We start from the raw sequence: 23,148 nt of genomic DNA on the forward strand, positions 1-23,148 counted from the left end.
AACAGGCACTTCAACTTATTAGGCTTTTGATTTAGTTTTTGACTTCTTACTAAGCTGTTTACTTCTTAATTGACCACAAGCTGCGTCAATGTCACTACCTTGTTCAACACGAACACCGCAGTTAATGTTATTTTCAAGTAATGTTTCGTAGAATGTTAAGATATTTTGCTTACTACTACGATCATAAGGGTGGTCTTCTACCGGGTTATACGGTATTAAGTTAACGTAAGAAAGGTGGCGCTTGTCTTTTAGTAGCTTCACGAGTTCTAACGCTTGCTCCTTTTGGTCGTTCACATTATGAAGTAGTATATATTCAAATGTTATGCGACGATTTGTCTTCTCTAAATAATAATCAACAGCATCCATCAATTGCTCAATTGGGTAAGCACGGTTAATCTTCATAATATCTGTTCTTAGCTTATTATTCGGTGCATGTAATGATAATGCTAAGTTAATCTGGATGTTTTCATCAGCAAAATCATACATCTTCGGAACAATACCACTAGTAGAAACAGTGATGTGTCTAGCTCCAATTGAAAGTCCCTTTTGATGATTAACGACACGTAAGAAGTCCATCGTATTGTCGTAGTTATCAAATGGCTCACCGATTCCCATGACAACAATGTGGCTTACACGCTCATCATCGCCTCTTTCATCTAAATGGTGTTGGACATTCATAATCTGCTCAACAATTTCACCACTTGTGAGGTCGCGATTTTTACTTAAAATACCACTTGCACAGAAAGAACAACCAATATTACAACCTACTTGTGTCGTAACACAAACAGAAAGCCCGTAATCAAAACGCATCAATACGGTTTCGATATGGTTGCCATCAGGTAGTTCGAATAAAAACTTGATCGTTCCGTCTTGTGATTCTTGCTTTATTGTTTCAGTTAATGACTGGATCTGATAATGTTCTTCTAATAGTTCGATTGTTTTTTTATTGACGTTTTTCATCTCAGAAAACGATTTAACGCGCTTTTGATACAACCAATCCCATACTTGGTCAGCTCTAAAGCGTTTTTCACCATTTTCGACTAACCAATTTTGTAATTTTTCTTGTGTTAGTCCATAAATAGATGGTTTCATTTTAAACCCTCATTTCAAAACCTAAGTTACTTTGTTAATACTAATGGATATAACACAATGTATCAAGTAATTTATATAGTCAACATGTTCCAAATTTGCTTACACTTTATTTGCTTTCTTTGCAACAACTCTCATGATTAGAAGCATGCAAACCACCCCTAAAGTCAGAGCACCGAAAAAGATCCAACTCAATTGTTGTTTTAATAACTCTTCACTATTTAAATTCATCACTGAAACCATCACACGATCATGTTCTAAAGGCTTATAAATTTTGCGGTAATTATTTTGATCCAATGTAAAATCAACGGTTTGTGACTCACCTTGTTGCCAAGCCGCTTCAACCATGTCTTCATCATCACTAATATCTAGTGTCATATGTCCATATAAAACAGGTAGATCGGTTTCAGGCTCAATAACTTCATGCTCTTCATCACGTTTTAACCAAGCTGGTGCATTTAATACTGCTATTTCTTCTACGACATCGTTATGAACTTCAATTTGCGAAATGACTTCAGATGGTCCTGATTCAAAGCTCACACTATAAATTTCTTCATCTTCAATATAAGCATTAACCATGTAATCAGTCGTACCATCATAATAATAAGCAAACTTATAGTAAATGTGATCAAATAACTCAGCACGCGAAATTGGCCCAACCCAAAAGTTTTCTAATGCGAATCCCTCCTCAACAGTTACTGGTTGTTGTGACATCAATTGTTCGAAAGCAGTAAACCAATATCCCCAGTCATGAGAATATAAACCAATTTGTGTATCATCAGTTGATTGGGTTACCACTATATCTTCCTCTTCTCTTTCCCATAGCGATATCTCTTGAACATCCCAATGGTCAGCTATTTCCCTTAGCTCACCTTGACTAATATCGTTAATGTCTCGATCACGGAGGTCTGTCATTATTCCTTTAGACGCTGTATATAACCTCATCTCCACCATGTTCTCTATTGTATCTGTCGCATGTTGTGTGGATTGCATCGCAGATTGAACCGTCCTTGTAGCAGAATCTATCTGTTCGTCTTGATACGTTTCAACTCGAGAACTAATTAACATTATTCCAATAGCAAAAGACAATAAAGCAATGCCCCCTATACAGACTCCAATTTGCACAATAAATTTATTTGTGTGACTCACCTTGTATGACCCCTTCCGACACCTATCTACATTAATTTTCTATACAAGATAAATTCTTCCTTCTTTTTAACTGAATTTATAACAAAAAAAGAACTGGGCATAACCCAGTCCCTAAAATCTAACTTCTTTTTATAAATTCTCAAAGAACACACGGATGACATCGGCTCCTCCGATAAACGTTCCTAAAGAGCTTCCGATATTCGTAAGTACGACAATTAACAAGATTCTCGTTACTTTGTTTTGCCAAAAACCTTTAACCGTTGTAACATCTTCAGATATATTTTCAAAATCTGAAACGTGTGGTTTACGAATTGATGCTTGCACGATTCCAGCAAACCAACCTGCAGCTAGCATCGGATTTAATGAACTTAATGGCGCTACTAAAAAGGCGGCCAAGATCGTGAGCGGGTGTCCTAAAGCGATCGCTGCCCCTAAAGCAGACATCGAACCATTCCAAATAATCCAGCTAAGCGTTTGCTGATAAGCCGCATCCGGATTATTCATAAATGTGTAAACGATGATTGATATGATGACAATCGGAATCATCCAAGCGATTACTTTTGGTGCTTTTGATTTAGGGGGTACAGTCGTTAGTCGATCTAAGTCTTGCTCTTTATTAATTTCTTTTTTAACCCCTGGAACGTGTGCTGCACCTAAGACTGCAACAACCTTATCTCCTGGTGCATCTTTAATCTTTTGGGCTAAATACTGATCTCGTTCATCTATTAACGGCTTTTTTAGTCTTGGGAAAGCTTCTGTAAACTCCTGCATAACAGAATTTAACATATCTTGTTGCTTCATCTTCTCAAGTTCTTGTTCAGAAATGGTCTCACGGTTAAAAATGCTATAAAGAATTGAAAGCATCAGCTTTGCACGGCCCGAAACCCCAATACTACGCCAAACCCTTGAAAAAGTCGTCTGGATATTACGGTCGGCCAATACTAGATCAGCCCCAACCTCTTCAGCTGAATCAATCCCTTGAATCATTTCCTGACCAGGCTTAATGCCAAACTGCTTCGCAACACGGTTTTGGAAAGATGAAATCATCATATTCATTAACAACAAAGTTGATTTCTTCTCTTTAACGACCTTGAATATGTTCATATCTTTCCATTTGTTACCTTCTCGAACTGATTGATAACGTTGTTCATCTAGTTCGACACAAACAGAATCAGGTTGTTCCACTTCAATAACTTCTTTAACTTGTTCTGCACTTTGCTTAGATACGTGTGCAGTACCAATTATAATAACTTCTTTTCCGTCTATATCGAGTCGTGTAATATTATTTTCATCCATATTAGACTTCCTTTTCCCTTGTATTTCTACATATACAATAGTTTAACATTAATTCACCACAATGAAGAAATTATTTTCTTAAAATTTTAGAAACCTTTGATTATGTATATACATAGAGCCTGTGCAACGAAACGATCAGTTTTTGATTATTTACAATATTCGCTTCTATGATAAATTAATTAATAATGACTTACTGAAAAGGTGGGAGCTATTATATGCAAGACTGGTGGAAAAAAGCAACGGTATATCAAATCTACCCACGTAGTTTTAACGATTCAAACGGCGATGGGGTTGGGGATTTACAAGGAATCATTGAGAAGCTCGACTACTTAAAAGGACTAGGCATAGACTTAATATGGTTAAGCCCTGTATACGATTCACCGAATGATGATAACGGTTATGATATCCGTGATTACTACAGTATTAACCCAGAGTTCGGGACGATGGAGGACTTTGATCAATTACTTAATGAAGTACATAAACGTGACATGAAATTAATGATGGACCTTGTCGTTAATCACACTTCTGATGAACATCAATGGTTTAAAGATCACGAAGACTATTATATTTGGCGAGAAAAGCCAAACAATTGGGGCTCCGTTTTTGGCGGTTCAGCTTGGGAGTATGACAATAATAAAGGTAAGTATTACTTACACTTATTTAGTAAAAAACAACCCGACTTAAATTGGGAAAACCCCGAACTAAGGCAGCGTATATACGATATGATGCATTGGTGGCTACAAAAGGGGGTAGACGGTTTTCGTATGGACGTGATTAATTTCATTTCTAAACATCCTGATTTACCAGATGGACCGAATGGTGATGGAAGTGCCTACTTCATGAATGGGCCACGAATTCATGAGTTTTTACAAGAAATGCACGATGAAGTTCTATCCCATTACGATTGTGTAACGGTTGGTGAAATGCCTGGAGCAACACCAGAAGATGCCAAGGTTTACACAAATCCTAACAACCGTGAAGTTAATATGATTTTCACTTTTGAACATATGGACTTAGACCATGGCCCAAATGAGAAGTGGGATTACCAACCATTAAACTTAGTTGATTTAAAAGAAAATCTAGAAAAATGGCAGCACACCTTATATGATATAGGTTGGAACAGCTTGTATTGGAATAACCATGACCAGCCAAGAGTCGTATCACGCTTTGGCGATGATACAAACTATCGGTATGAGTCAGCAACTATGTTAGCAACTTGTCTACATTTTCTTCAAGGAACACCTTATATATACCAAGGCGAAGAAATTGGGATGACAAATGTTCAGTTCCCAACAATCAATGAGTATAAAGATATCGAAACACTTAATATGTATCAAGAGAAAAAGAATAAAGGAACAGCCGAAAGTGATATACTAGACCAAATTCACCACGTTAGTCGCGATAATGCTAGAACACCAATGCAATGGTCAGGCGAAAATCAAGCAGGTTTCACAACAGGTGTACCATGGATTCAAGTTAACCCGAATCATTGTCACATCAATGTTGAGAGCGATTTAAACGATGAATATTCTATTTATAAATATTACAAAAGTTTAATCAAACTAAGAAAAGATATAAACTTAATTACAATGGGTAAGTTTAAGTTAATTTACCGTGAACATCCTAATTTATTTGCTTATAAAAGAGAAGGGGAAAGCGAAACCCTTACTGTTTATTGCAACTTCAGTGACCAAACAATTGAAGTTGATGAACAACCTAATGGAGATATTTTAATTCAAAATTACGACAATCAAGCTTCAAATAATCAAATAAAGCTACGACCTTATGAAACGATTGTATACAAACATTAATAACTGGAGGTATGATTCGTGAAAGTATTAGGTGTTGATATAGGCGGGACAAAAATTAGAATGGGAGTTGTTGATGAAGATTTAAATGTTCACTTAGATGAGCAAGTTCCGACAACTTTTCCTCTATATGATTCACTAGAAAAAGAGATCAAAAACGTTTTAGAAAAACACCCTGACGTTGAACGAATTGGAATTGGAACACATGGCTTTGTCGATTCAAAACGTGGGCGTGTTGTTTATGCGACTGACTTGCTACCTGGGTGGTCTGGAACTGAAGTAAAAGAACAACTTGAACAAGCCACTGGTAAGTTAGTTCGTGTTGATAACGATGCAAACGTTGCAGCTTTAGCTGAAGCAAAAGTTGGGGCAGCTAAAGAGTATGAAAGAACGGTCTGTTTGACTTTAGGTACAGGGCTTGGTGGCGGAATAATTTTAGACGATTATATCGTTTCTGGAGGTCCTAATGGTGGGGCTGCGGAGATTGGTCATATGATCTTATACCCAAATGGTCACCCATGCCCGTGTGGTCATAAAGGTTGTTTTGAACAATATGTCTCAGGAACAGCACTTAAACGACGTATTGAAGAGGCTAATCTTCCATATTCGCCAAAAGAGTTATTTTTGAATGCTGATCAAGACGCTGAAGCCAAAGAACTTATTGATGCCTTCACTTTTGACTTAGCTGTCATCATTAGTTCTCTACAAGCAACTTTCGATATGGATTGCGTTGTGATTGGTGGTGGTGTATCAGAATCAGCTGAATATTGGTTTGAAACATTAAAAGAGCAACTAGATGACCACTTATTAAACCCAATTGATGTAAAAGTAGCTGAATTTGGTAATGAAGCAGGCATGTTAGGGGCTAGTTTATTAGTTTTAGATCAATAATTGAATTGTTGCGCAAACGTTTTCCCTGTGGTAGTATTTAACACGATAATATAAAAATAATCACACAATTTTGTTATTTTATGCAAACGTTTTCGCACTGATTTAAAAAGGCTCTTATAGGTGGAACAACTAGAAGGGGTATGGTTATGGAAAGAATTTGGTGGAAAGAGGCTGTAGCCTATCAAATATATTTAAGAAGTTTTTATGATTCAAACGGTGACGGGATTGGCGATCTACCAGGTATAATTGAGAAACTCGATTACTTAAAAGACTTAGGTATTGATGTCATTTGGGTATGCCCATTTTATAAGTCTCCCAATGCCGATAACGGCTATGACATTAGCGATTATCAAGCTGTATTAGAAGAGTTTGGTACAATGGAAGACTTTAATCGTTTATTAGAGGAAACTCACAAGCGTGATATGAAATTAATCATAGATTTAGTCGTTAATCACACTAGTGATGAACACCCTTGGTTTATAGAATCGCGTTCAAGCAAGGATCACCCTAAACGTGACTGGTACATTTGGGTTGATCAACCAAACAATTGGCAAAGTATTTTCGGTGGACCAGCTTGGAAGTATGACGAACAAACCGATCAATACTATTTACACATTTTCTCGGTCAAACAACCCGATCTAAATTGGGAAAATGAAGACATGCGGCAGTCTGTTTATAACATGATTAATTGGTGGTTAGATAAAGGGATTGATGGGTTTAGAGTTGATGCTATTAGCCACATCAAAAAAACAAAAGGTCTTCCTAATGGACAAAGCTCTACTGAACCACCTTGGGAGCATATGATGAATGTAGACGGCATCCACAACTATTTAAGCGAGTTATATGCAGAAACTTTCTCCAACTATGATGTTATGACTGTCGGTGAAGCAAATGGCGTTAGCACTGACGATATTTATAAGTGGGTTGGAAAAGACCATGGTAAATTTAGTATGATCTTTCAATTTGAACATTTAGATTTATGGGATCGTGACTCAAATGCAGGTGTTGATGTACCAAAACTAAAAGAAGTATTAACGAAATGGCAACACGCTTTAGATAAAGACGGTTGGAACGCCTTATTTATTGAAAACCATGACATACCTAGATCCCCTACAACATGGGGGAATGATGAACAATACTGGTACGAGTGTTCAACAGCTTTAGGTGTTATGTATTTCTTCATGAAAGGAACACCTTTTATTTACCAAGGTCAAGAAATTGGCATGACCAATGCTGAGTATTCTTCGATCCATGACTTTAATGATATTAAGGACCATAATTTTTATAAACAACAAGTTGAACAAGGTGAAAACGCACAAGAAATTATTGACACCTTAAACATGACAAGCCGTGATCACGCAAGAACACCTATGCAATGGACAGCTGAGGAAAATGCAGGGTTTACAACTGGTACACCTTGGCTAAAAACAAACCCTAACTATAAAACAATTAACGTTGAATCACAGTTAAAAGACCCTCATTCTGTTCTGTCATTTTACAAAGATATGATTCAATTGAAAAAATCTGATGAAATTTTTACTTATGGGAAATACGATCTCGTTTTTGAAAATTCACCAACGGTTTTTGCATACACAAGAACGTTAAACCAAGACCAAGTTCTCGTATTAACCAACTTAAGCGAAGACCGGACACCTATTGATTTATCTCAATACGAGTTAGGCCACTTATTGTTAAATAACTACTCAGAAATTGATGAAGCTGTCTTAAAGCCTTACGAATCAAGGGTTTATCAAACTAAGTAAATAAACTTAACCCCCAATTCCACACAATGAATGTGCAAATTGGGGGTTTTTTGATTATTCCGCTTCATATCCTGGTTTTTTTAGAAGTTTAAAGATATTAGTCTTATACTCTTCAACACCTGGTTGGTTGAACGGGTTAATCTCAAGTAAATAGGCACTATAAGCGCATGCGATCATGTAGAAATATAATAAATAACCAATGTGGTACTCATCCACTTTCGGTAAGTGGATTCCGATTTGTGGAACACCACCTGATAAATGAGCATTTGACGTTCCTTTATAAGCCACTAAGTTGAAGTCGTGTAATGAAGTGCCAGCTAAATAATTAAGCCCATCTGCATTTTGCTCAGCCTCAAATAATTCTATGTCCTCATCCACCTCTTCTACAATTAAAAATGACTCTAATAAATCGCGCTTTCCGTCTTGAATATATTGCCCTAATGAATGAAGGTCTGTCGTGTATGTGACCGACACTGGGAAAATACCTTTATGTTCTTTACCTTCACTTTCACCATATAGTTGCTTCCACCATTCTTGTACATAACTCAACTTCGGTTCAAATGTTGCTAGCACCTCATTTGTAAACCCTTGTTCATACAAGTCATGACGAATGGCTGCATACTGAATGGCTGAGTTGTTTTCTATATCAAAAGTTGATAGCTCCTCTTCAGCCTGTTTTGCACCACGAATTAGTTCATTAAGGTTATAACCTGCTGCTGCAATAGGTAATAATCCTACCGCTGTAAATACAGAATAACGGCCTCCAACATCATCAGGTACAACAAAGCGTTGATATCCCTTCTCCTTCGCAAGGTTCAACAGTGCCCCTTTATGTTCGTCTGTCGTTACGTAAATACGGTCAGAAGCTTCCTCTCCATAACGATCTTCCATATACCTTTGTAGAAAGCGAAATGCAATAGCTGGCTCTGTCGTCGTACCTGACTTAGAAATGACATTTAGAGCCACCTCTCGACCATCTATGTATTCCATTAACTGTTTCAAGTACGCGCCACTAACATGTTGACCGGCAAATAACACTTCAAAATTAGGGTTCTTTTCAAAGTGTGGTTTTAACGCCTCAATAACAGCTTTCGCCCCTAAGTAAGAACCACCAATTCCAATCACAATTAGAACATCTGCTTGTTTTTGAATTTGTTCAGCAGTATCTTTTAAGTTAGTCATGAACTCTTCTGAAAGCTCACTTGGCCAATCTAGCCAACCTAAAAAGTTACTACCTGCCCCTTGTTTTTTGTATAAATTTTCATGAATAGTTTGGAGGTTCGAAACTTTTTCACTACTGAATACATCTTGTTTCTGTCCTGAGTAAGTTATGTTGACCATAGTTCGTCCCCTTTTTACGTTAATTATCTTCTCGTATTATACCAAAAAATGACCGCTTTTAAATGTTAGATCATTAATTAATGAATATGATCAACTGTGTACCCTTCTTCTTCTAAAATCGAGACAATATGCGGTTCAATGATTAAGTGAGCAGCTCCAACAATGACAAAGTACGTTCTTCCATCATTTGATTGTAGAAACTCATCAATCTGTTCTGCCATATTATAGTTTCGATTATCATTTAACTCTTCCATAAACGCCTCTTCATCGTCTGAGACAGTTGCATCTTCATCAAATAAGTAATCAACTAAATCCTCAGGGTCACCTGCTTTATATAATTCAAACATCTCGCTCATTTCTTGATCAAATTGTTCTAGACTGACTAAAGAATCTTCTAACATTGCCATTTGATACTCTTCTGATGGACTAGCTAGTACTTCAAGTTGGGATTCAAACGTTTCTAAAGCTTCGACTTCTTTACCATCAATTGCTGCTTGATTTAAGAAGTACTCATCAACACCGTGAAGATAGCCTAACTGTTGCAGTCGCAAACTTTGAACTAATGAGGATAGCAACCACGGCTTGTAACGATTGACCATCTCTAGATCCATACCTAGGTCACTTATAACTTCATCTAACTGTTCATACACTTCATCAGTAACGTAGTCTTCTATCGTCGTTCCTTCTTCATACATGCCTAATTCTTGTTGTGTTTGCTGCATGTCATACATATTCAAGTCATTTAAATCAATTTCTGGCACAACAACATCTGCCTCATCATATGCGGTTTCTATTGACTCATGTAACGGGTAAAAATCTCTCGTTCCAGCATGAATCGTACCAAGTAAATAAACAGTTGTATCCTCACTCTCTACTTGCCACAAAAAACCACCTGGTCCATCAGGATCACCCAATTGCTGTGTTTCTATAACGTTAACCCCTTGTTCAGACAGTTGATCTAATAACTCGCTTTGTTCACGGTCCTCTAATAAAGGATTCGCTACAATAATAAATTCTTCTAAAGAATCAAGTTCCATTATAAAGGAAATATCGTCAATATTGTTGTTCGAGACGTCTAACACTTCAAGATTATAAAGCGCGTCTATACCATTTAAAGATTCGATATTTTCACCTGACAAATCAAGTTCCGTGACCGTTTCAACACCACTTTCTGTTAGTTCTTCATTAATCCTTAACTCATCTAATACCGCATTTTCTAAGTTTTCATCATTAAAAGTAATCGCATCATCTGAACATGCACCTAATAATAATGCAAAAAGAATAACCACTATGTATACTCTTACAGCCTTCAAAACCATCCCTCCCCTCCTTAATTATACATGTTTTTCCATCAAACTGTATAATCTCGGGTAAAAATTGACAAAATAAATATTAAAGGTTATAATAAATCGTCTATACATACAATAAGTACTATTGCCGATGTAAAGTTGTGTTGTAAAACATTGCAGAATATAAACTAGGCACGAGTTTTCCAATTTCTGCCGATAAGAAGAAAAGTTACGTAGCTACTATAAATGTAGGATTCCACTTTTTTTCCGACATTTAGCATTAGCTACTTTTTTTATGTAAATAATATAGGTAAAGAGAATTTTTAGGAGGAACAAGTTTGAAAACATTTCAGGAATTAAACATTGAGGCAGATGTATTAGATGCATTAGCTAAAATGGGATTTGAAACAACAACACCAATTCAAGCACAAGCCATTCCAACAGCATTGGAAGGAAAGGACTTAATTGGGCAAGCACAAACAGGTACAGGAAAGACTACAGCATTTGGTGTACCAATGATTCAAAAGATCGACCCAAAAAACAAAGACGTACAAGGTATTGTTATTGCACCTACACGTGAACTAGCAATTCAAGTAGCTGAAGAATTAAACCGTATTGGTCACAATAAAGGTGTACAAACAGTACCAATCTATGGTGGACAGGATATTACTCGTCAAATCAAAGCTCTAAAACGTCGTCCACAACTGATTGCAGCAACTCCAGGTCGTTTATTAGACCACATCAGAAGACGAACTATTAAGTTACAAAACATCGAAACAGTCGTTTTAGACGAAGCCGATGAAATGCTTAACATGGGATTCATCGAAGATATTGAGGCAATCTTAGCTGAAATGCCACAGCAGCACCAAACATTACTTTTCTCAGCGACTATGCCTAAGCGTATTCAGCTTCTAGCAGAAAAGTTTATGAATCAGCCTGAAATTGTCCGTGTTAAATCGAAGCAGTTAACAGTGGACCACATTGATCAATTTTACTATGACGTTAAAGAAAATCAAAAGTTCGATGTTCTTTGTCGTTCATTAGATATTGAATCTCCTGAGTTAGCGATCATTTTCGGTAGAACGAAAAAACGTGTTGACGAGGTAGTCGAAGGTTTAATGAAACGTGGTTATTCTGCTGAAGGTATTCACGGCGATATTCCACAAGTTAAGCGTGAAAAAGTTATTAAACGTTTTAAAGACCAAGCAACTGACATTTTAGTTGCAACAGACGTTGCAGCTCGTGGCTTAGACATCTCAGGTGTTACTCACGTTTATAACTTTGATTTACCGCAAGACCCAGAAAGTTACGTTCACCGTATTGGACGTACTGGTCGTGCTGGTGAAAAAGGAAGTGCTTATACGTTTGTCACTCCACGTGAGATGGACCATTTAAAAACCATTGAAAAATTAACGAAGCGCCAAATTGAAAAGCAATCTTTCCCAACATATAAAGATGTTATGGAAGGCTTACAAGAAGGTGCGATCGAAGAATTAAAACAGACGGTTTGGGCTCATGAAGGTGACAATTATCGTGAAGCTGCAAAACGTTTACTTTCTGAAGAAGATGCTGTTGATGTTGTCGCTTCAGCAATTAAACTTCTTGCGAAAGAACCAAGCCAAACACCTGTACACCTAACAGCTGTTGAACCTTTACGAGGAAAAAGAGTTAAAGGTGGGCAACAAAACAACCGTGGCGGACGCGGTAACCAAAACCGTCGTGGTGGCGGTGGCGGACGTAGAAACGACCGCGATGGACGTAGACACCGTAATAACCAAAAGCAAGATGGCGGCAACAGACGCAACAATAATAACCGTAAGAAAAATCAATAATATAGCAAAAGCTCGGTTTAGATTATTAAATCTAAACTGAGCTTTTTTATATCTTTATAATTACCTACTTAATACTGATGTCACTTCGTATTGATCTGACCTTAGAACAATTCTCGAACATTCTAGTGGCAAATCATTAGGGCCAAATGTTTGTTGGTCTAAGTATAATACAGGGTCACCCACTTTTAAATTTAACAATCTCGCTTCTTCTTCATTCAAGGCTTTAGCTGCAAAGCTTCTTACACCATATGTTATTTCAACTTCAGCACATTCTTCAATTACTTTAAATAAACCTTTTTCATTTATATTAGCTCGGTCTACTCCTGGACACCTGTCCATCGACACCCAATTTTCAATAATAATAGCAGGTTCATGATCAACCTTCCTAACCCGTTTAACGTAATAAACTAAATTATATAACCCAACCTCTAACTTATTTTGCACCCATTCACTTGGTTGCATCACCTTATACGAGACAACATCCGTGTCAAAGTAATACCCTTTTATCTCCATTGCCTCAGCAAATGAAACAAGTTCTTGAGCAAAAGGGTATGAGATTTTCTGCTTTCTTACAAATGTCCCTTTTCCTTGAACTTGTTCAAGTAAGCCTTGCTTCAGAAGTTTAGCAATTGCTTTTCTTACTGTACCGCGACTTACATTTAACTGATGCGCTAATTCCTCTTCAGCTGGTAGTTTATAACCTTCTTTCCACTTTCCTAAGTTGATATGTTCAGTCATCCACTTGGCAATTTGCTGGTATAATGGCTTACCATCATTCTGTTTAACAAACTTCATCCATAATCCCTCTCTACACTCTGTTCCAGTATAATATGTAGCTTGAAAAAAGACAGGTTATTCACCTGTCTTTACGACTTCATAAAGCCTTGTATTATTCTTAAAAGCACTTGTTCATCCATATTTAAATCTTCTTGGTTCACTTCACTTAATAACTTCTTCGTGTTTGTACGATCAAATGTAATTGAACGGTTTAAATACTGCTTGAACACTTCTAAAGGTTGGTTTAACTTTTTCTCTTCTTCAGTTATTAAGTGTTCATCTTCATAAGATACAATTTCAACTTGGTGAAAACCTATACCATGTTTAATCGCTTTAAATATCTCACCGTTTGTTGGTGGATTAGGATTTGTTGCGTGATAAATGGTACCCGGCTCCCCTGACGTTAAGCTTAAAGCTAAAATGTCAATTACGAAATTTACAGGAACTAAATTGGAGACTGTATCACGTTCAATAAGCAAACGATAACTTTGTTTATCTTGTTTACGTTCCGCGCGCTTTTTCAACAACTGCACAGTACGTAAAATTCCATACAACCCAAATGTCGTATCCGCTTCACCTGTAGATGAATCCCCTATGATAATAGCTGGGCGAACAATAATGACATCTAAATCATCTTTATAAGACATGACTAAATGCTCTGCGTGACACTTACTTTCTTCATATGCATTAACGAACTCATTGTCTATCGAATGTAGTTTCTCATGCCCTTCCGTTGATTCACCTAGCGTATAAGCTGTACTAACGTGAATAAACCTCTTCACCTGTAATTGCTTAGCTACTTCTAGAACACGTTCTGTTCCTTTTAAATTAATGTTAAAAACTAAATCACGCTCTGACTCGTCAAAGGATAAATAAGCTGCTGTGTGATAAACAGCATCTATTTTCCCTTTTAGCTGAATAGCTGTATCAGGTGAGATTCCTAATCCTTCATCTAACAAGTCCCCTTCAACGACGTTAATTTGATCGTGTCGATGGTGTGGAATTTGGTTGTACACACCTTCTAACTTCTGTTTATTTCGCACTAATAAATAGACGTGATGATTTTCATTCACTAACCGCTGAACTAAATTAGTTCCTAGGAACCCTGTTGCTCCCGTAATTAATATATTCATAAAAAAGCCTCAAACCCTTTCTAATAATCGAACCGTAACATAATAAATATACTTAGTATTAATACTTCTAACACTAGTTTATAACGCAAGACTACAAAAATCTACAAATTCAACCAAACATTTTGTAATGATCCACTCCATCTAGAATAAAACTTTTGTAACCGTTAACAAGTCGCATTTATTAAAATTTTGTAAATTTTCTATTTATTTGTCTAGAAATACGTAGTACAATAAAAACTATCCCAAAAATCGACATATTGGAGGTAATAATCATGGCAAACAAAAATCGTTGGTTAATCGCATTATCTGCCATTGCAATCCACCTATCCATTGGTGCTTCATATGCTTATAGTGTTTATACGAATCCTATTCATGATACTATTGGTTGGTCTACTGGACAAATCACATTAGCCTTTACTATTATGATGGGTCTAGCTGGTTTTGCTGCAGCATTTTTCGGTCCGTTTGTTGAAAAACAGGGCCCGAGACGTTCAGCGATCTTCGCTGCCGTATTATTTGGTATTGGTCAGGCCGGTTCTGGACTAGCTGTTGCCATAGACTCACACATTTTATTCTTACTTATGTACGGATTTGCAAGTGGTTTAGGCTTAGGTATTGGGTACATTTCACCTGTTTCTACTCTCGTTAAATGGTTCCCGGACCGAAGAGGGTTAGCGACTGGAATGGCTGTGTTAGGATTTGGTACAGGTGCATTAATCACAGCCCCTGTAGCAGAAATTTTAATGAATGCTGTTGGTGTATCATCAACATTTTACATATTAGGGGTTGGTTATTTCATTGTGATCATTTTAGGCGCCTCTTACATTGCCCCACCTCCTGAAGGTTGGATGCCAGCTAAAATGAAACGTGATATAGCTTCCGGTGAGAAAGTCGTTAAGAAAGACTTAGCACAAATGACAGCGAAACAAGCGGTTAAATCTAGACGTTTTTGGATGTTATGGTCCATGATGTTAATTAACACGACAGCTGGTATTATGATTATTTCAGTTGCATCACCAATGGCTCAGGAAGTTGTTGGGCTTTCAGCAGCAGCTGCTGCAACAATGGTAGGAATCATGGGGATCTTTAATGGTGGTGGTCGCCTCGGTTGGGCTGCTTTATCAGACTATGTTGGACGACCTGCCATTTTTATAACATTCTTTGCATTGCAACTCGTTGCATTTATTTCATTTCCAAACATCACAAGCGTACTATTATTCCAAGCTTTAATCTTTATTGTCGTTAGTTGTTACGGAGGTGGATTTTCAAACTTACCTGCCTTTATCGGTGACATGTTTGGAACGAAAAACTTAGGTGCGATTCATGGGTATCTTCTAACGACATGGTCCTTAGGTGGAATTATTGGTCCAAGTGTCGTAACACAGATCTATAGCCGTACAGGAAGTTATATGCCTGTCTTCTACATGTTCATGGCACTGATGGCAGCTGCTTTAATAATCGCATTATTATTACAACTCGATATTAAGCGCCAAGAAAAACAAAGTGTTAAAGAAGAAGAAATGATTGCTTAAGAGGGGGACAACCCCTCTTTTTTAATTTATCTTCTATTTCGCCTCTTCCGCCCATAACCTTTAACAAGGGAAATTATCACGTTGTTGGGAGGGGTTAACAAAATGAGTATATTACAACTAATTAAACGGACAATTCCCTTTTTCATTTCAAGAATAATAGTTTACCTCATCTTTGGAGCAATTTCACTAATTTTTCTAGGACTAATGCTCGGTTTAGGAATCTTACTGTTTAGATGGTTTGAGTTCGCTTCTGGTTTCTTCATTTTCCTAATGATTATTACATTCTTCGGTGTACTAGGTCTTTTACGATTTATCGAACGGTATTTCCTTTATATGGTCAAGGTAGGTCATATAGCGGTTGTTACTGAATTGTTACGTAAAGGCTCAGTACCAGATGGAAAAAGTCAAATTAGTTACGGTAAAGATCAAGTAGTCAACAACTTTGGCTCAGCGAATGTGGCCTTTGTCGTTGATAAAATTATTTATGGAGCAGTTAAGCAAATTCAACGTTGGTTAATGAGAATCGGGAACTTCCTCAACTTCATTCCAGGTGCCAAAAACATAATCGGGATTTTAAGCAAGGTTATGGCCGTCAGTCTTCGCTATGTTGATGAAGCAATCTTAAGCTATATCATGCTTAGAAAAAGTGAAGCTAAAGATGCAGAATCTGAAAATGAGGAAAGTGTATGGAAAAATGCTTGTGATGGAGTAGTCCTTTATGCACAGAGCTGGAAAAAGATTATTATAACAGCTGCTGGAATTGTAGCATTTGTCTACATTCTTAATATTGCAGTCTTTTTAATCACTGTGTTCCCACTGATGGCTCTGGCTTCTACGATTACCGACAATGCTGGTGCAGCTGGAATACTAGGGTATTTTGCAATTATCGGGGCATATATTATCACTTCGATGGTTAAGCGTGCCTTTGTTGATCCAATCGCTATGATTGCGATGGTAAGAACTTATCAATTAAACATTGAAGATATGGAGCCTAGCATAGACTTACAACAAAAACTTCTTAATGTATCATCTAAGTTCAAGCAACTATTTAATAAGAAAGATGAAGATGTTCAAAAAGCAGAGCAAACAACATAGTAACAAAACAAAGCCCTGGGGGAATCCCCCCCCAGGGCTTTAATAACAGCCATTAGTTATTGTTTTGTTCCGCTTCATCTGTAATAACATCATCTGCGACTTTATTTTCTTCTCTTAAGTCTTCAAGCGCATTATAAATTCTTTCTCTTTCACGTGGTAATGAACCATCACCTAATTCCTTAAACAGTGCCCAAATCAAGCAGTACATCATTAAGAACATGAGGATCATGAATGGGAAACCACCGACTAGTGATGCTGTTTGTAACGCTCCTAGTCCACCAGCCATCAATAATACGGCTGCAAATGCACCTTCAATGATACCCCAAGTAATACGTAAACCAATTGGTGGGTTCATATTACCTTTAGACGTTAACATACCAATGACATACGTACCTGAGTCAGATGACGTAATAAAGAAGATTGTTAAAGAAATCATCGCAACTGCAATTAACACAGATGAGAATGGGAAGCCTTCTAACAATGCGAAGAACCCTTGTGCTTCGTCTTCGAATACAGCATCCATAATACTATTATCTGTAAAGTGTTCTTGGAATAATGCTGTACCCCCGAAAACACTGAACCAGAAAATACTTACAGCAGTCGGCACTAACAACACACCGACAGCAAAGCTACGAATTGTACGACCACGAGATACTCTCGCAATAAACGAACCTACGAATGGTGCCCAAGCAATCCACCAAGCCCAGTAGAAGATCGTCCATGCATCATACCAACCATCAGCACCTTCTCCTGCTGCATCAATCCCGAATGACATTGAAAACAGGTTCTGTAAATAACCACCTGTTGAATGTGTCATAGCTTGTAAAATGAATAAAGTAGGTCCTAAAATAAAGACAAACAATAGCAATAAACCAGCTACACCTAAGTTTGCTTGGCTTAAAAATTTAATACCTCTGTCAATTCCTGTAGATGTTGAAATAATAGCTAGCAATGTTACAACAACAATAATAATTAACCATAAGCCTTCAGAATTCGGAATTCCAAATAGCGTTGAGAAACCACCACCGATTTGCATAACACCTAAACCTAGTGATGTTGAAATACCGAATAATGTTGCAATAACACCGATAATGTTAACTGTATTACCCCAAAAACCGTTTAAACGATCACGACCCATTAACGGTTCTAGTGTTGAGCTTAGTAACATCGGTAAGCCTTTTCTATATGAGAAATAAGCTAATGATAATGCTACGACCGCATAAATCGCCCATGGGTGCAGTCCCCAGTGGAAAAATGAATATTGTAATGCTGAGTGCAATGCTTGGGCAGTTCCACCTTCACCATACGCTGGCCAATCATAGTGGTTAATCGGCTCTGAAACACTCCAGAATAATAAACCAATACCCATACCTGCACTAAACAACATGGCAAACCATGCTGGTGTGGAATACATCGGTTTTTCATCATCATCCCCTAGTTTAATCTCACCAAGAGGACTTAAAATTAAGAAAATCGTCACTAATATAAAGGCACTTCCACCTAAAATAAAAGACCACCCTAGGTTCGTTACCATCCAGTTGAACGTTACCTCAATATAATGGTCAAAATTAGGTAAAACTGACCCTAAAATAACAAATGCTGAAGCGATAATCAATGAAATGATGAAAGCAGGGGTTTTAGCTGCTTGACTAAATGAGGTTAACCCCTTGGTTTTCTTTGACATAGATTCTCCTCCTAAAATATTAAATCCAGCTTTAGTATAATCACCTTAAGAAATGAGTCATAAGTTGTATGTGTGTACATTCAATAAAATACCCCAAAACTATATAATGAAACATTTTATTTATAACTAAAAAAATTATTAATATAAACATTATGGTGATTATTGACACACTGGACCTATATGTACTATTCATACGCGTTTATTACCCTAACATAATAACTATAATGTTACAAGTTAACCTCCCGCACTGTTAAATTAGTAGAATTAATTCATTGTTGGTATAATGTTTAGTTAAGAAGTTTTCATGAGGTGAGACGATGGACTATAAGGCATTGAATAAAATAATTGAAAACCACCAATCTGAGACACTCGGTATTCCTGATAATCGAAAGTATGCTATTATCATTCCTTTGATAGAAAAAGACGGTGAATTACAGATCGTGTTTGAAGTGCGCTCTAAAAACATGCGACGTCAACCAGGTGAAATCTGTTTCCCAGGAGGAAAGGTAGACGAAGATGACTTAAGCACGTCCGAAACTGCTGTGCGGGAGTTAAATGAAGAGTTAGGGGTGCAAGAAGAACAAGTGAATGACGTAGAATACCTTGGGCTTCTTGTTACTCCATTTCGCCTAAGTGTTAGTGCTTACACAGGTTTTATTACACTTGATTCTGAAAAGGATTTTCAACCTAATCCATTTGAAGTAGATTCCATTTTCACAGTACCTTTATCCTTCTTTTTGAATAACAGACCAGAAATACATTATATAAACGTTGATATTAAACCAGATCAAGATTTCCCTTATAACAATATACCAAATGGTAAAACTTATGAGCTACAAAAGGTTCAGTATGAAGAACACTTTTATTACTTTAAAGACTATGTCATTTGGGGTTTAACCGCTAGAATTTTAAATGATTTTATCGCCATTATAAAAGGAGATAGGAATTAATCCTATCTCCACCTTATCTAAAAAACCAATCGCGCTTTCTTCTTTTTCTAATGAATAACACGACTATCGTTATTAATGTTGCTAGCAAAGTTAAAGCAATCCAAAAAACAATATTTAGACCGTTATCACTTTGGGTTGCTGTTCCCATAGCCATTTGTGCATCTTTTGGATCAGGCTCTTGATCTAATTCTTCGTCTGTTTTCAGTTGTTTCTCTAACAATACGTCCTGATCATCATTAAAAACACTTAAAAAACCCTCATCCGTTACTTCTTTTTCCCATTTTTGATCAACTTTGGTTGTGAAATATAACGGCTCCTCTAACTCGTACTCTTGTCCATTTTCATCAAAAAGAATCTCACCTTCTTCTAGCTTGTTCGTTTTAAAGTTGTCAAAGCCATAGTTTATTAATTTTCTTGTATCATTATAAGCGTGGTTGGCAGATGGTGAATTTAACGTGACAGCCACTAAATCAATTTGATCATCTTCATGAGATGCAGTCGTTACTAAAGTATAACCAGACTTTCTAACAAATCCATTTTTCACACCCGTAACCTCATCATACTGTCTAACCATTTGATGGTGGTTATAAATCGTGGTCTCCCAGCCTTCAGTCTCCCATTCAAATTCGGTCATCGCGACAATATCACGAAACTTCTCATTATCCATTGCATATTGCGTGATCTTTGCCATATCGCTTGCGGTAGTATATTGATCTTCGTCAAATAGACCGTGCGGATTTGTGAAGTTAGTATCACTTACACCGACAACATCATTTACAAACTCATTCATTAACTCTGCAAATTCCTCTTCACTACCAGCAATATGCTCAGCAATCGCAGCAGACGCATCGTTACCAGAATTAATTAACATACCCTTAACTAATTTACGTAACTCAACCTCTTCATCCTCTAGCAGATATACACTTGTCCCAATGACTTCAGTCGCATTCTCACTAATCGTTGCCATTTCATCAAGGTCACCTTGTTCAATGGCTATGATGCCGGTAATAATTTTAGTAATACTAGCCGGATACATCTGTTGTTGGCTATTCTTCTCGTATAACACTTCACCACTTGACTGATCGATTAATATAGCTGACTCGCTATACAGGTCAATGTCTTGAACGTGCGCATTCGCAGACGGTGAATTTGTGATTATTAAAACTAAAGCTAAAACAATTATTAAACTAAATCTCAATTTATATATAAGCATATGAGCATTCCTCATTTGTAATTGTAATTATTTCGCTTTATTAATTTTACCAAATTAAAATATGTATAAATACTAATAAAAGATTACATTTATATTTCAATTAGTTAAAGTAATGTTTATGACTGAGTAAATACCAGTTAAATAAAAAAGAAGCTGACCTAAAATTAGGTCAGCTTCCTCGTTAGCTTATTATGTTAACACTGGTTCTTTTACTACACTCTTAACACTTTCTTCAATAATCTCTAATCCTTTTTTCAAATCTGCTTCTTCGATTGTAATGGCTGGGAACAATTTAAACACTTCATCATCTGGACCTGCTGTTTCCATAATTAGACCTAGCTCAAAAGCTTTCTCTGCAACTTTTTCTGCTAGTTCTTTTTCGCCACAAGCTATTCCTACCATCAGTCCTCTACCACGAACTTCACCTTTTAGTTCAGGGTAGTTTTCAACGATTTTCTGTAAGTATTCATGCGTGATCTCTGCTTTATGCTTAACACTCTTTTCTAACTTATCATCTTTCCAGTAGTCTAAAGCAGCTGTTGCTGTAATAAATGCATGGTTATTTCCTCGGAAAGTACCATTGTGTTCACCTGGTGCCCAAATGTCTAGATCTGACCTTAGCAACGTGATTGCAAACGGCACACCGTAACCACTTAAAGACTTAGACATACATACGATATCTGGTGTAATGCCCGCTTCTTCAAAGCTGAAGAATGAACCTGTACGACCAACACCTGCCTGGACGTCATCGATGATTAACAGGATATCCCAACGCTTACAAATAGATTCTAATTTTTGTAACCACTCTTTGCTAGCAACGTTGATTCCACCTTCACCTTGAACAGTCTCAACAATCATAGCGGCAGGTAAGTCTACACCACTACCACCATTTTCTAAGAAACGCTCTAAATAATCTAAAGTATCGGCTGAATCCATAAAACGATCATAAGGCATTGTAACAGAGTGGTTTAACGGAACCCCTGCACCTCTACGCTTAGCAGCATTCCCTGTTACTGATAAAGAGCCAATTGTCATACCGTGGAAACCATTTGTAAAGCTAATAACATCAGTACGTCCTGTTACTTTACGCGCTAACTTTAATGCACTTTCAACGGTATTCGTCCCAGTTGGTCCTGGGAACATGATTTTATAATCAAAACCTCTTGGCTTTAAAATCACTTCATTAAATTGCTCAATAAATTGCCCTTTAGCTGTCGTTGCTTTATCTAATGAGTGTGTAATCCCATCATTTGCTATATAATCAATCAATGCTTCTTTCATTTTCGGATCGTTGTGGCCATAATTTAATGCACCAGCACCCGAGAAGAAGTCAAGATATTCATTTCCATCTTCATCCCACATTTTAGAACCTTTTGCTTCATTAAACACTGTTGGAAAGCTTCTGCAATAACTACGAACCTCTGATTCATGTTTTTCAAAAACCTTCATATCTGTTTTATTCAAAATTGATCCTCCTCAAATTACCCCTTAGGGTATTTTAATGTAAACACTATTATTGGGTGTTACTTTTTAATTTTTTAATTATTTCTCGATTGGTCCAATTAAAAAGCTTAACTCTTCTTCATGTTCATCACTTGGGAATAATTCTTCAGGAAAGCACTCTGACACTTCGCATTTCGTGTCATGGTTACGTGCAAACCCTTTAAATAACGATTGGGATGCTTTATTTGATGGAGTTACTGTCGCCTGTAAAAAGCGCACATCTCGGCAAGCTTCTCGTTGTATTAGTTCGTTTAAAATCCTAGATGCTAGTCCTTTTCCTCTTTGTGACGCATCAACTCCAATTTGCCAAACGAATACAACATCTTGCCTCTCTGGAGGTATAAATGCGGTAACAAACCCTACAACCTTATTGTCTTCTTTTGCGACAACACATGTCTCTGCAAAATGTTCACACATCATAATATACTTATAAGCCGAATTTTGATCTAAACTTGAATTATTAACTAACTCCCACATTTCTGAACCATCTTCTACAGTCGGTTTTTCAAACGTGACCGTATCTAACGGACTTAAAGTAGCTGTTTGACTATTAATGTTAACTGCTCCCTTCAAAATTTAAATTAACGATTGTTTCCATTTATTATGTTAACGAGTGGAACAATTTTTATCAAACGACTTAGAAAGTGATTAACAAGCATACATCTATCTTATTGTTGATGTGGTTAATTAAGAGTTACGAACTTAATAAATGCTACAGTATTGTATGTATTTCTCTAATTTATTAAGAATTTAGTCTTTTTTACCATTTAATTTTTTGATGATTTTAAAATTTGCATAAAAAA

At 36.9% G+C, this 23,148-nt stretch carries 18 protein-coding genes; 7 read left to right on the forward strand and 11 right to left on the reverse strand.

All coding sequences use genetic code 11. The features are described 5' to 3' along the window. Positions 1-18: 18 nt before the first annotated feature. From rlmN to J2R98_RS06275, 3 genes are all read right to left on the reverse strand, one after another. Positions 19-1,092, reverse strand: coding sequence for a dual-specificity RNA methyltransferase RlmN (gene rlmN / locus J2R98_RS06265; protein ID WP_307067204.1), 1,074 nt, complete (start codon positions 1,090-1,092; stop codon positions 19-21). A 99-nt stretch (positions 1,093-1,191) separates the two neighbouring features. Beyond that, entirely contained in the window at positions 1,192-2,238 is a 1,047-nt protein-coding gene (locus tag J2R98_RS06270) for a hypothetical protein (protein ID WP_307067206.1), read from the reverse strand. 129 nt (positions 2,239-2,367) lie between these two features. Continuing rightward, a complete protein-coding gene (locus J2R98_RS06275) occupies positions 2,368-3,534 on the reverse strand; it encodes a TraB/GumN family protein (protein WP_307067207.1) in 1,167 nt (388 codons plus the stop codon). A 215-nt stretch (positions 3,535-3,749) separates the two neighbouring features. Between J2R98_RS06275 and J2R98_RS06280 the strand changes: the two genes are divergently transcribed. The 3 genes from J2R98_RS06280 (at position 3,750) to J2R98_RS06290 (ending at position 7,996) form a co-directional block, all read left to right on the forward strand. Beyond that, positions 3,750-5,345: a glycoside hydrolase family 13 protein gene (locus J2R98_RS06280; protein WP_307067208.1), complete on the forward strand. Its 1,596-nt coding sequence runs from the start codon at positions 3,750-3,752 to the stop codon at positions 5,343-5,345. Between the two features lie 18 nt (positions 5,346-5,363). Then, positions 5,364-6,233: an ROK family protein gene (locus J2R98_RS06285; RefSeq protein WP_307067210.1), complete on the forward strand. Its 870-nt coding sequence runs from the start codon at positions 5,364-5,366 to the stop codon at positions 6,231-6,233. A gap of 146 nt (positions 6,234-6,379) precedes the next feature. Beyond that, positions 6,380-7,996, forward strand: coding sequence for a glycoside hydrolase family 13 protein (locus tag J2R98_RS06290; RefSeq protein WP_307067213.1), 1,617 nt, complete (start codon positions 6,380-6,382; stop codon positions 7,994-7,996). A gap of 54 nt (positions 7,997-8,050) precedes the next feature. Here J2R98_RS06290 and J2R98_RS06295 read toward each other — a convergent pair whose 3' ends face one another. Together J2R98_RS06295 and J2R98_RS06300 are read right to left on the reverse strand one after the other, a co-directional pair. Continuing rightward, the gene (locus J2R98_RS06295) at positions 8,051-9,337 is read right to left on the reverse strand and encodes a glucose-6-phosphate isomerase (RefSeq protein ID WP_307067215.1); all 1,287 of its coding nucleotides are present in this window, start codon (positions 9,335-9,337) and stop codon (positions 8,051-8,053) included. A gap of 77 nt (positions 9,338-9,414) precedes the next feature. Next, entirely contained in the window at positions 9,415-10,656 is a 1,242-nt protein-coding gene (locus J2R98_RS06300) for a TraB/GumN family protein (RefSeq protein WP_307067216.1), read from the reverse strand. A 308-nt stretch (positions 10,657-10,964) separates the two neighbouring features. Between J2R98_RS06300 and cshA the strand changes: the two genes are divergently transcribed. Further along, positions 10,965-12,458 (forward strand): degradosome RNA helicase CshA, encoded by a 1,494-nt coding sequence (cshA, locus tag J2R98_RS06305; RefSeq protein WP_442319954.1) that lies wholly within the window; start codon positions 10,965-10,967, stop codon positions 12,456-12,458. Between the two features lie 60 nt (positions 12,459-12,518). On the opposite strand, the gene J2R98_RS06310 is transcribed toward cshA, so the two are convergent. Together J2R98_RS06310 and J2R98_RS06315 are read right to left on the reverse strand one after the other, a co-directional pair. Next, positions 12,519-13,253, reverse strand: a complete 735-nt coding sequence (locus tag J2R98_RS06310; RefSeq protein WP_307067218.1) for a GntR family transcriptional regulator — start codon at positions 13,251-13,253, stop codon at positions 12,519-12,521. Between the two features lie 71 nt (positions 13,254-13,324). Beyond that, positions 13,325-14,368, reverse strand: a complete 1,044-nt coding sequence (locus J2R98_RS06315; protein WP_307067221.1) for an SDR family oxidoreductase — start codon at positions 14,366-14,368, stop codon at positions 13,325-13,327. A gap of 272 nt (positions 14,369-14,640) precedes the next feature. Between J2R98_RS06315 and J2R98_RS06320 the strand changes: the two genes are divergently transcribed. Then, positions 14,641-15,900, forward strand: a complete 1,260-nt coding sequence (locus J2R98_RS06320) for an L-lactate MFS transporter (RefSeq protein WP_307067222.1) — start codon at positions 14,641-14,643, stop codon at positions 15,898-15,900. A gap of 102 nt (positions 15,901-16,002) precedes the next feature. Further along, entirely contained in the window at positions 16,003-16,995 is a 993-nt protein-coding gene (locus J2R98_RS06325) for a hypothetical protein (protein ID WP_307067224.1), read from the forward strand. 52 nt (positions 16,996-17,047) lie between these two features. Here the strand turns inward: J2R98_RS06325 and J2R98_RS06330 are convergent, their stop codons facing one another. Then, positions 17,048-18,679 carry a BCCT family transporter gene (locus J2R98_RS06330; protein ID WP_307067227.1) on the reverse strand — a complete coding sequence of 544 codons (1,632 nt, stop codon included), beginning with the start codon at positions 18,677-18,679 and terminating at the stop codon, positions 17,048-17,050. 317 nt (positions 18,680-18,996) lie between these two features. Here J2R98_RS06330 and J2R98_RS06335 point away from each other — a divergent pair, with 317 nt between their 5' ends. Further along, a complete protein-coding gene (locus J2R98_RS06335) occupies positions 18,997-19,629 on the forward strand; it encodes an NUDIX hydrolase (protein WP_307067229.1) in 633 nt (210 codons plus the stop codon). A gap of 13 nt (positions 19,630-19,642) precedes the next feature. Here J2R98_RS06335 and J2R98_RS06340 read toward each other — a convergent pair whose 3' ends face one another. The 3 genes from J2R98_RS06340 to ectA all read right to left on the reverse strand — a co-directional run bounded on the left by J2R98_RS06340 (position 19,643) and on the right by ectA (position 22,918). Next, complete coding sequence (locus J2R98_RS06340; RefSeq protein ID WP_307067231.1) at positions 19,643-20,842, reverse strand: D-alanyl-D-alanine carboxypeptidase family protein; 1,200 nt, start codon at positions 20,840-20,842, stop codon at positions 19,643-19,645. A 189-nt stretch (positions 20,843-21,031) separates the two neighbouring features. Continuing rightward, positions 21,032-22,306 (reverse strand): diaminobutyrate--2-oxoglutarate transaminase, encoded by a 1,275-nt coding sequence (gene ectB / locus J2R98_RS06345; protein ID WP_307067233.1) that lies wholly within the window; start codon positions 22,304-22,306, stop codon positions 21,032-21,034. A 78-nt stretch (positions 22,307-22,384) separates the two neighbouring features. Further along, positions 22,385-22,918: a diaminobutyrate acetyltransferase gene (gene ectA, locus J2R98_RS06350; protein WP_307067235.1), complete on the reverse strand. Its 534-nt coding sequence runs from the start codon at positions 22,916-22,918 to the stop codon at positions 22,385-22,387. Between the last annotated feature and the right edge of the window lie 230 nt (positions 22,919-23,148).

Origin of the sequence: Alkalibacillus filiformis (genome assembly GCF_030814115.1) — a bacterium.
Lineage (GTDB): Bacteria > Bacillota > Bacilli > Bacillales > Alkalibacillaceae > Alkalibacillus > Alkalibacillus filiformis.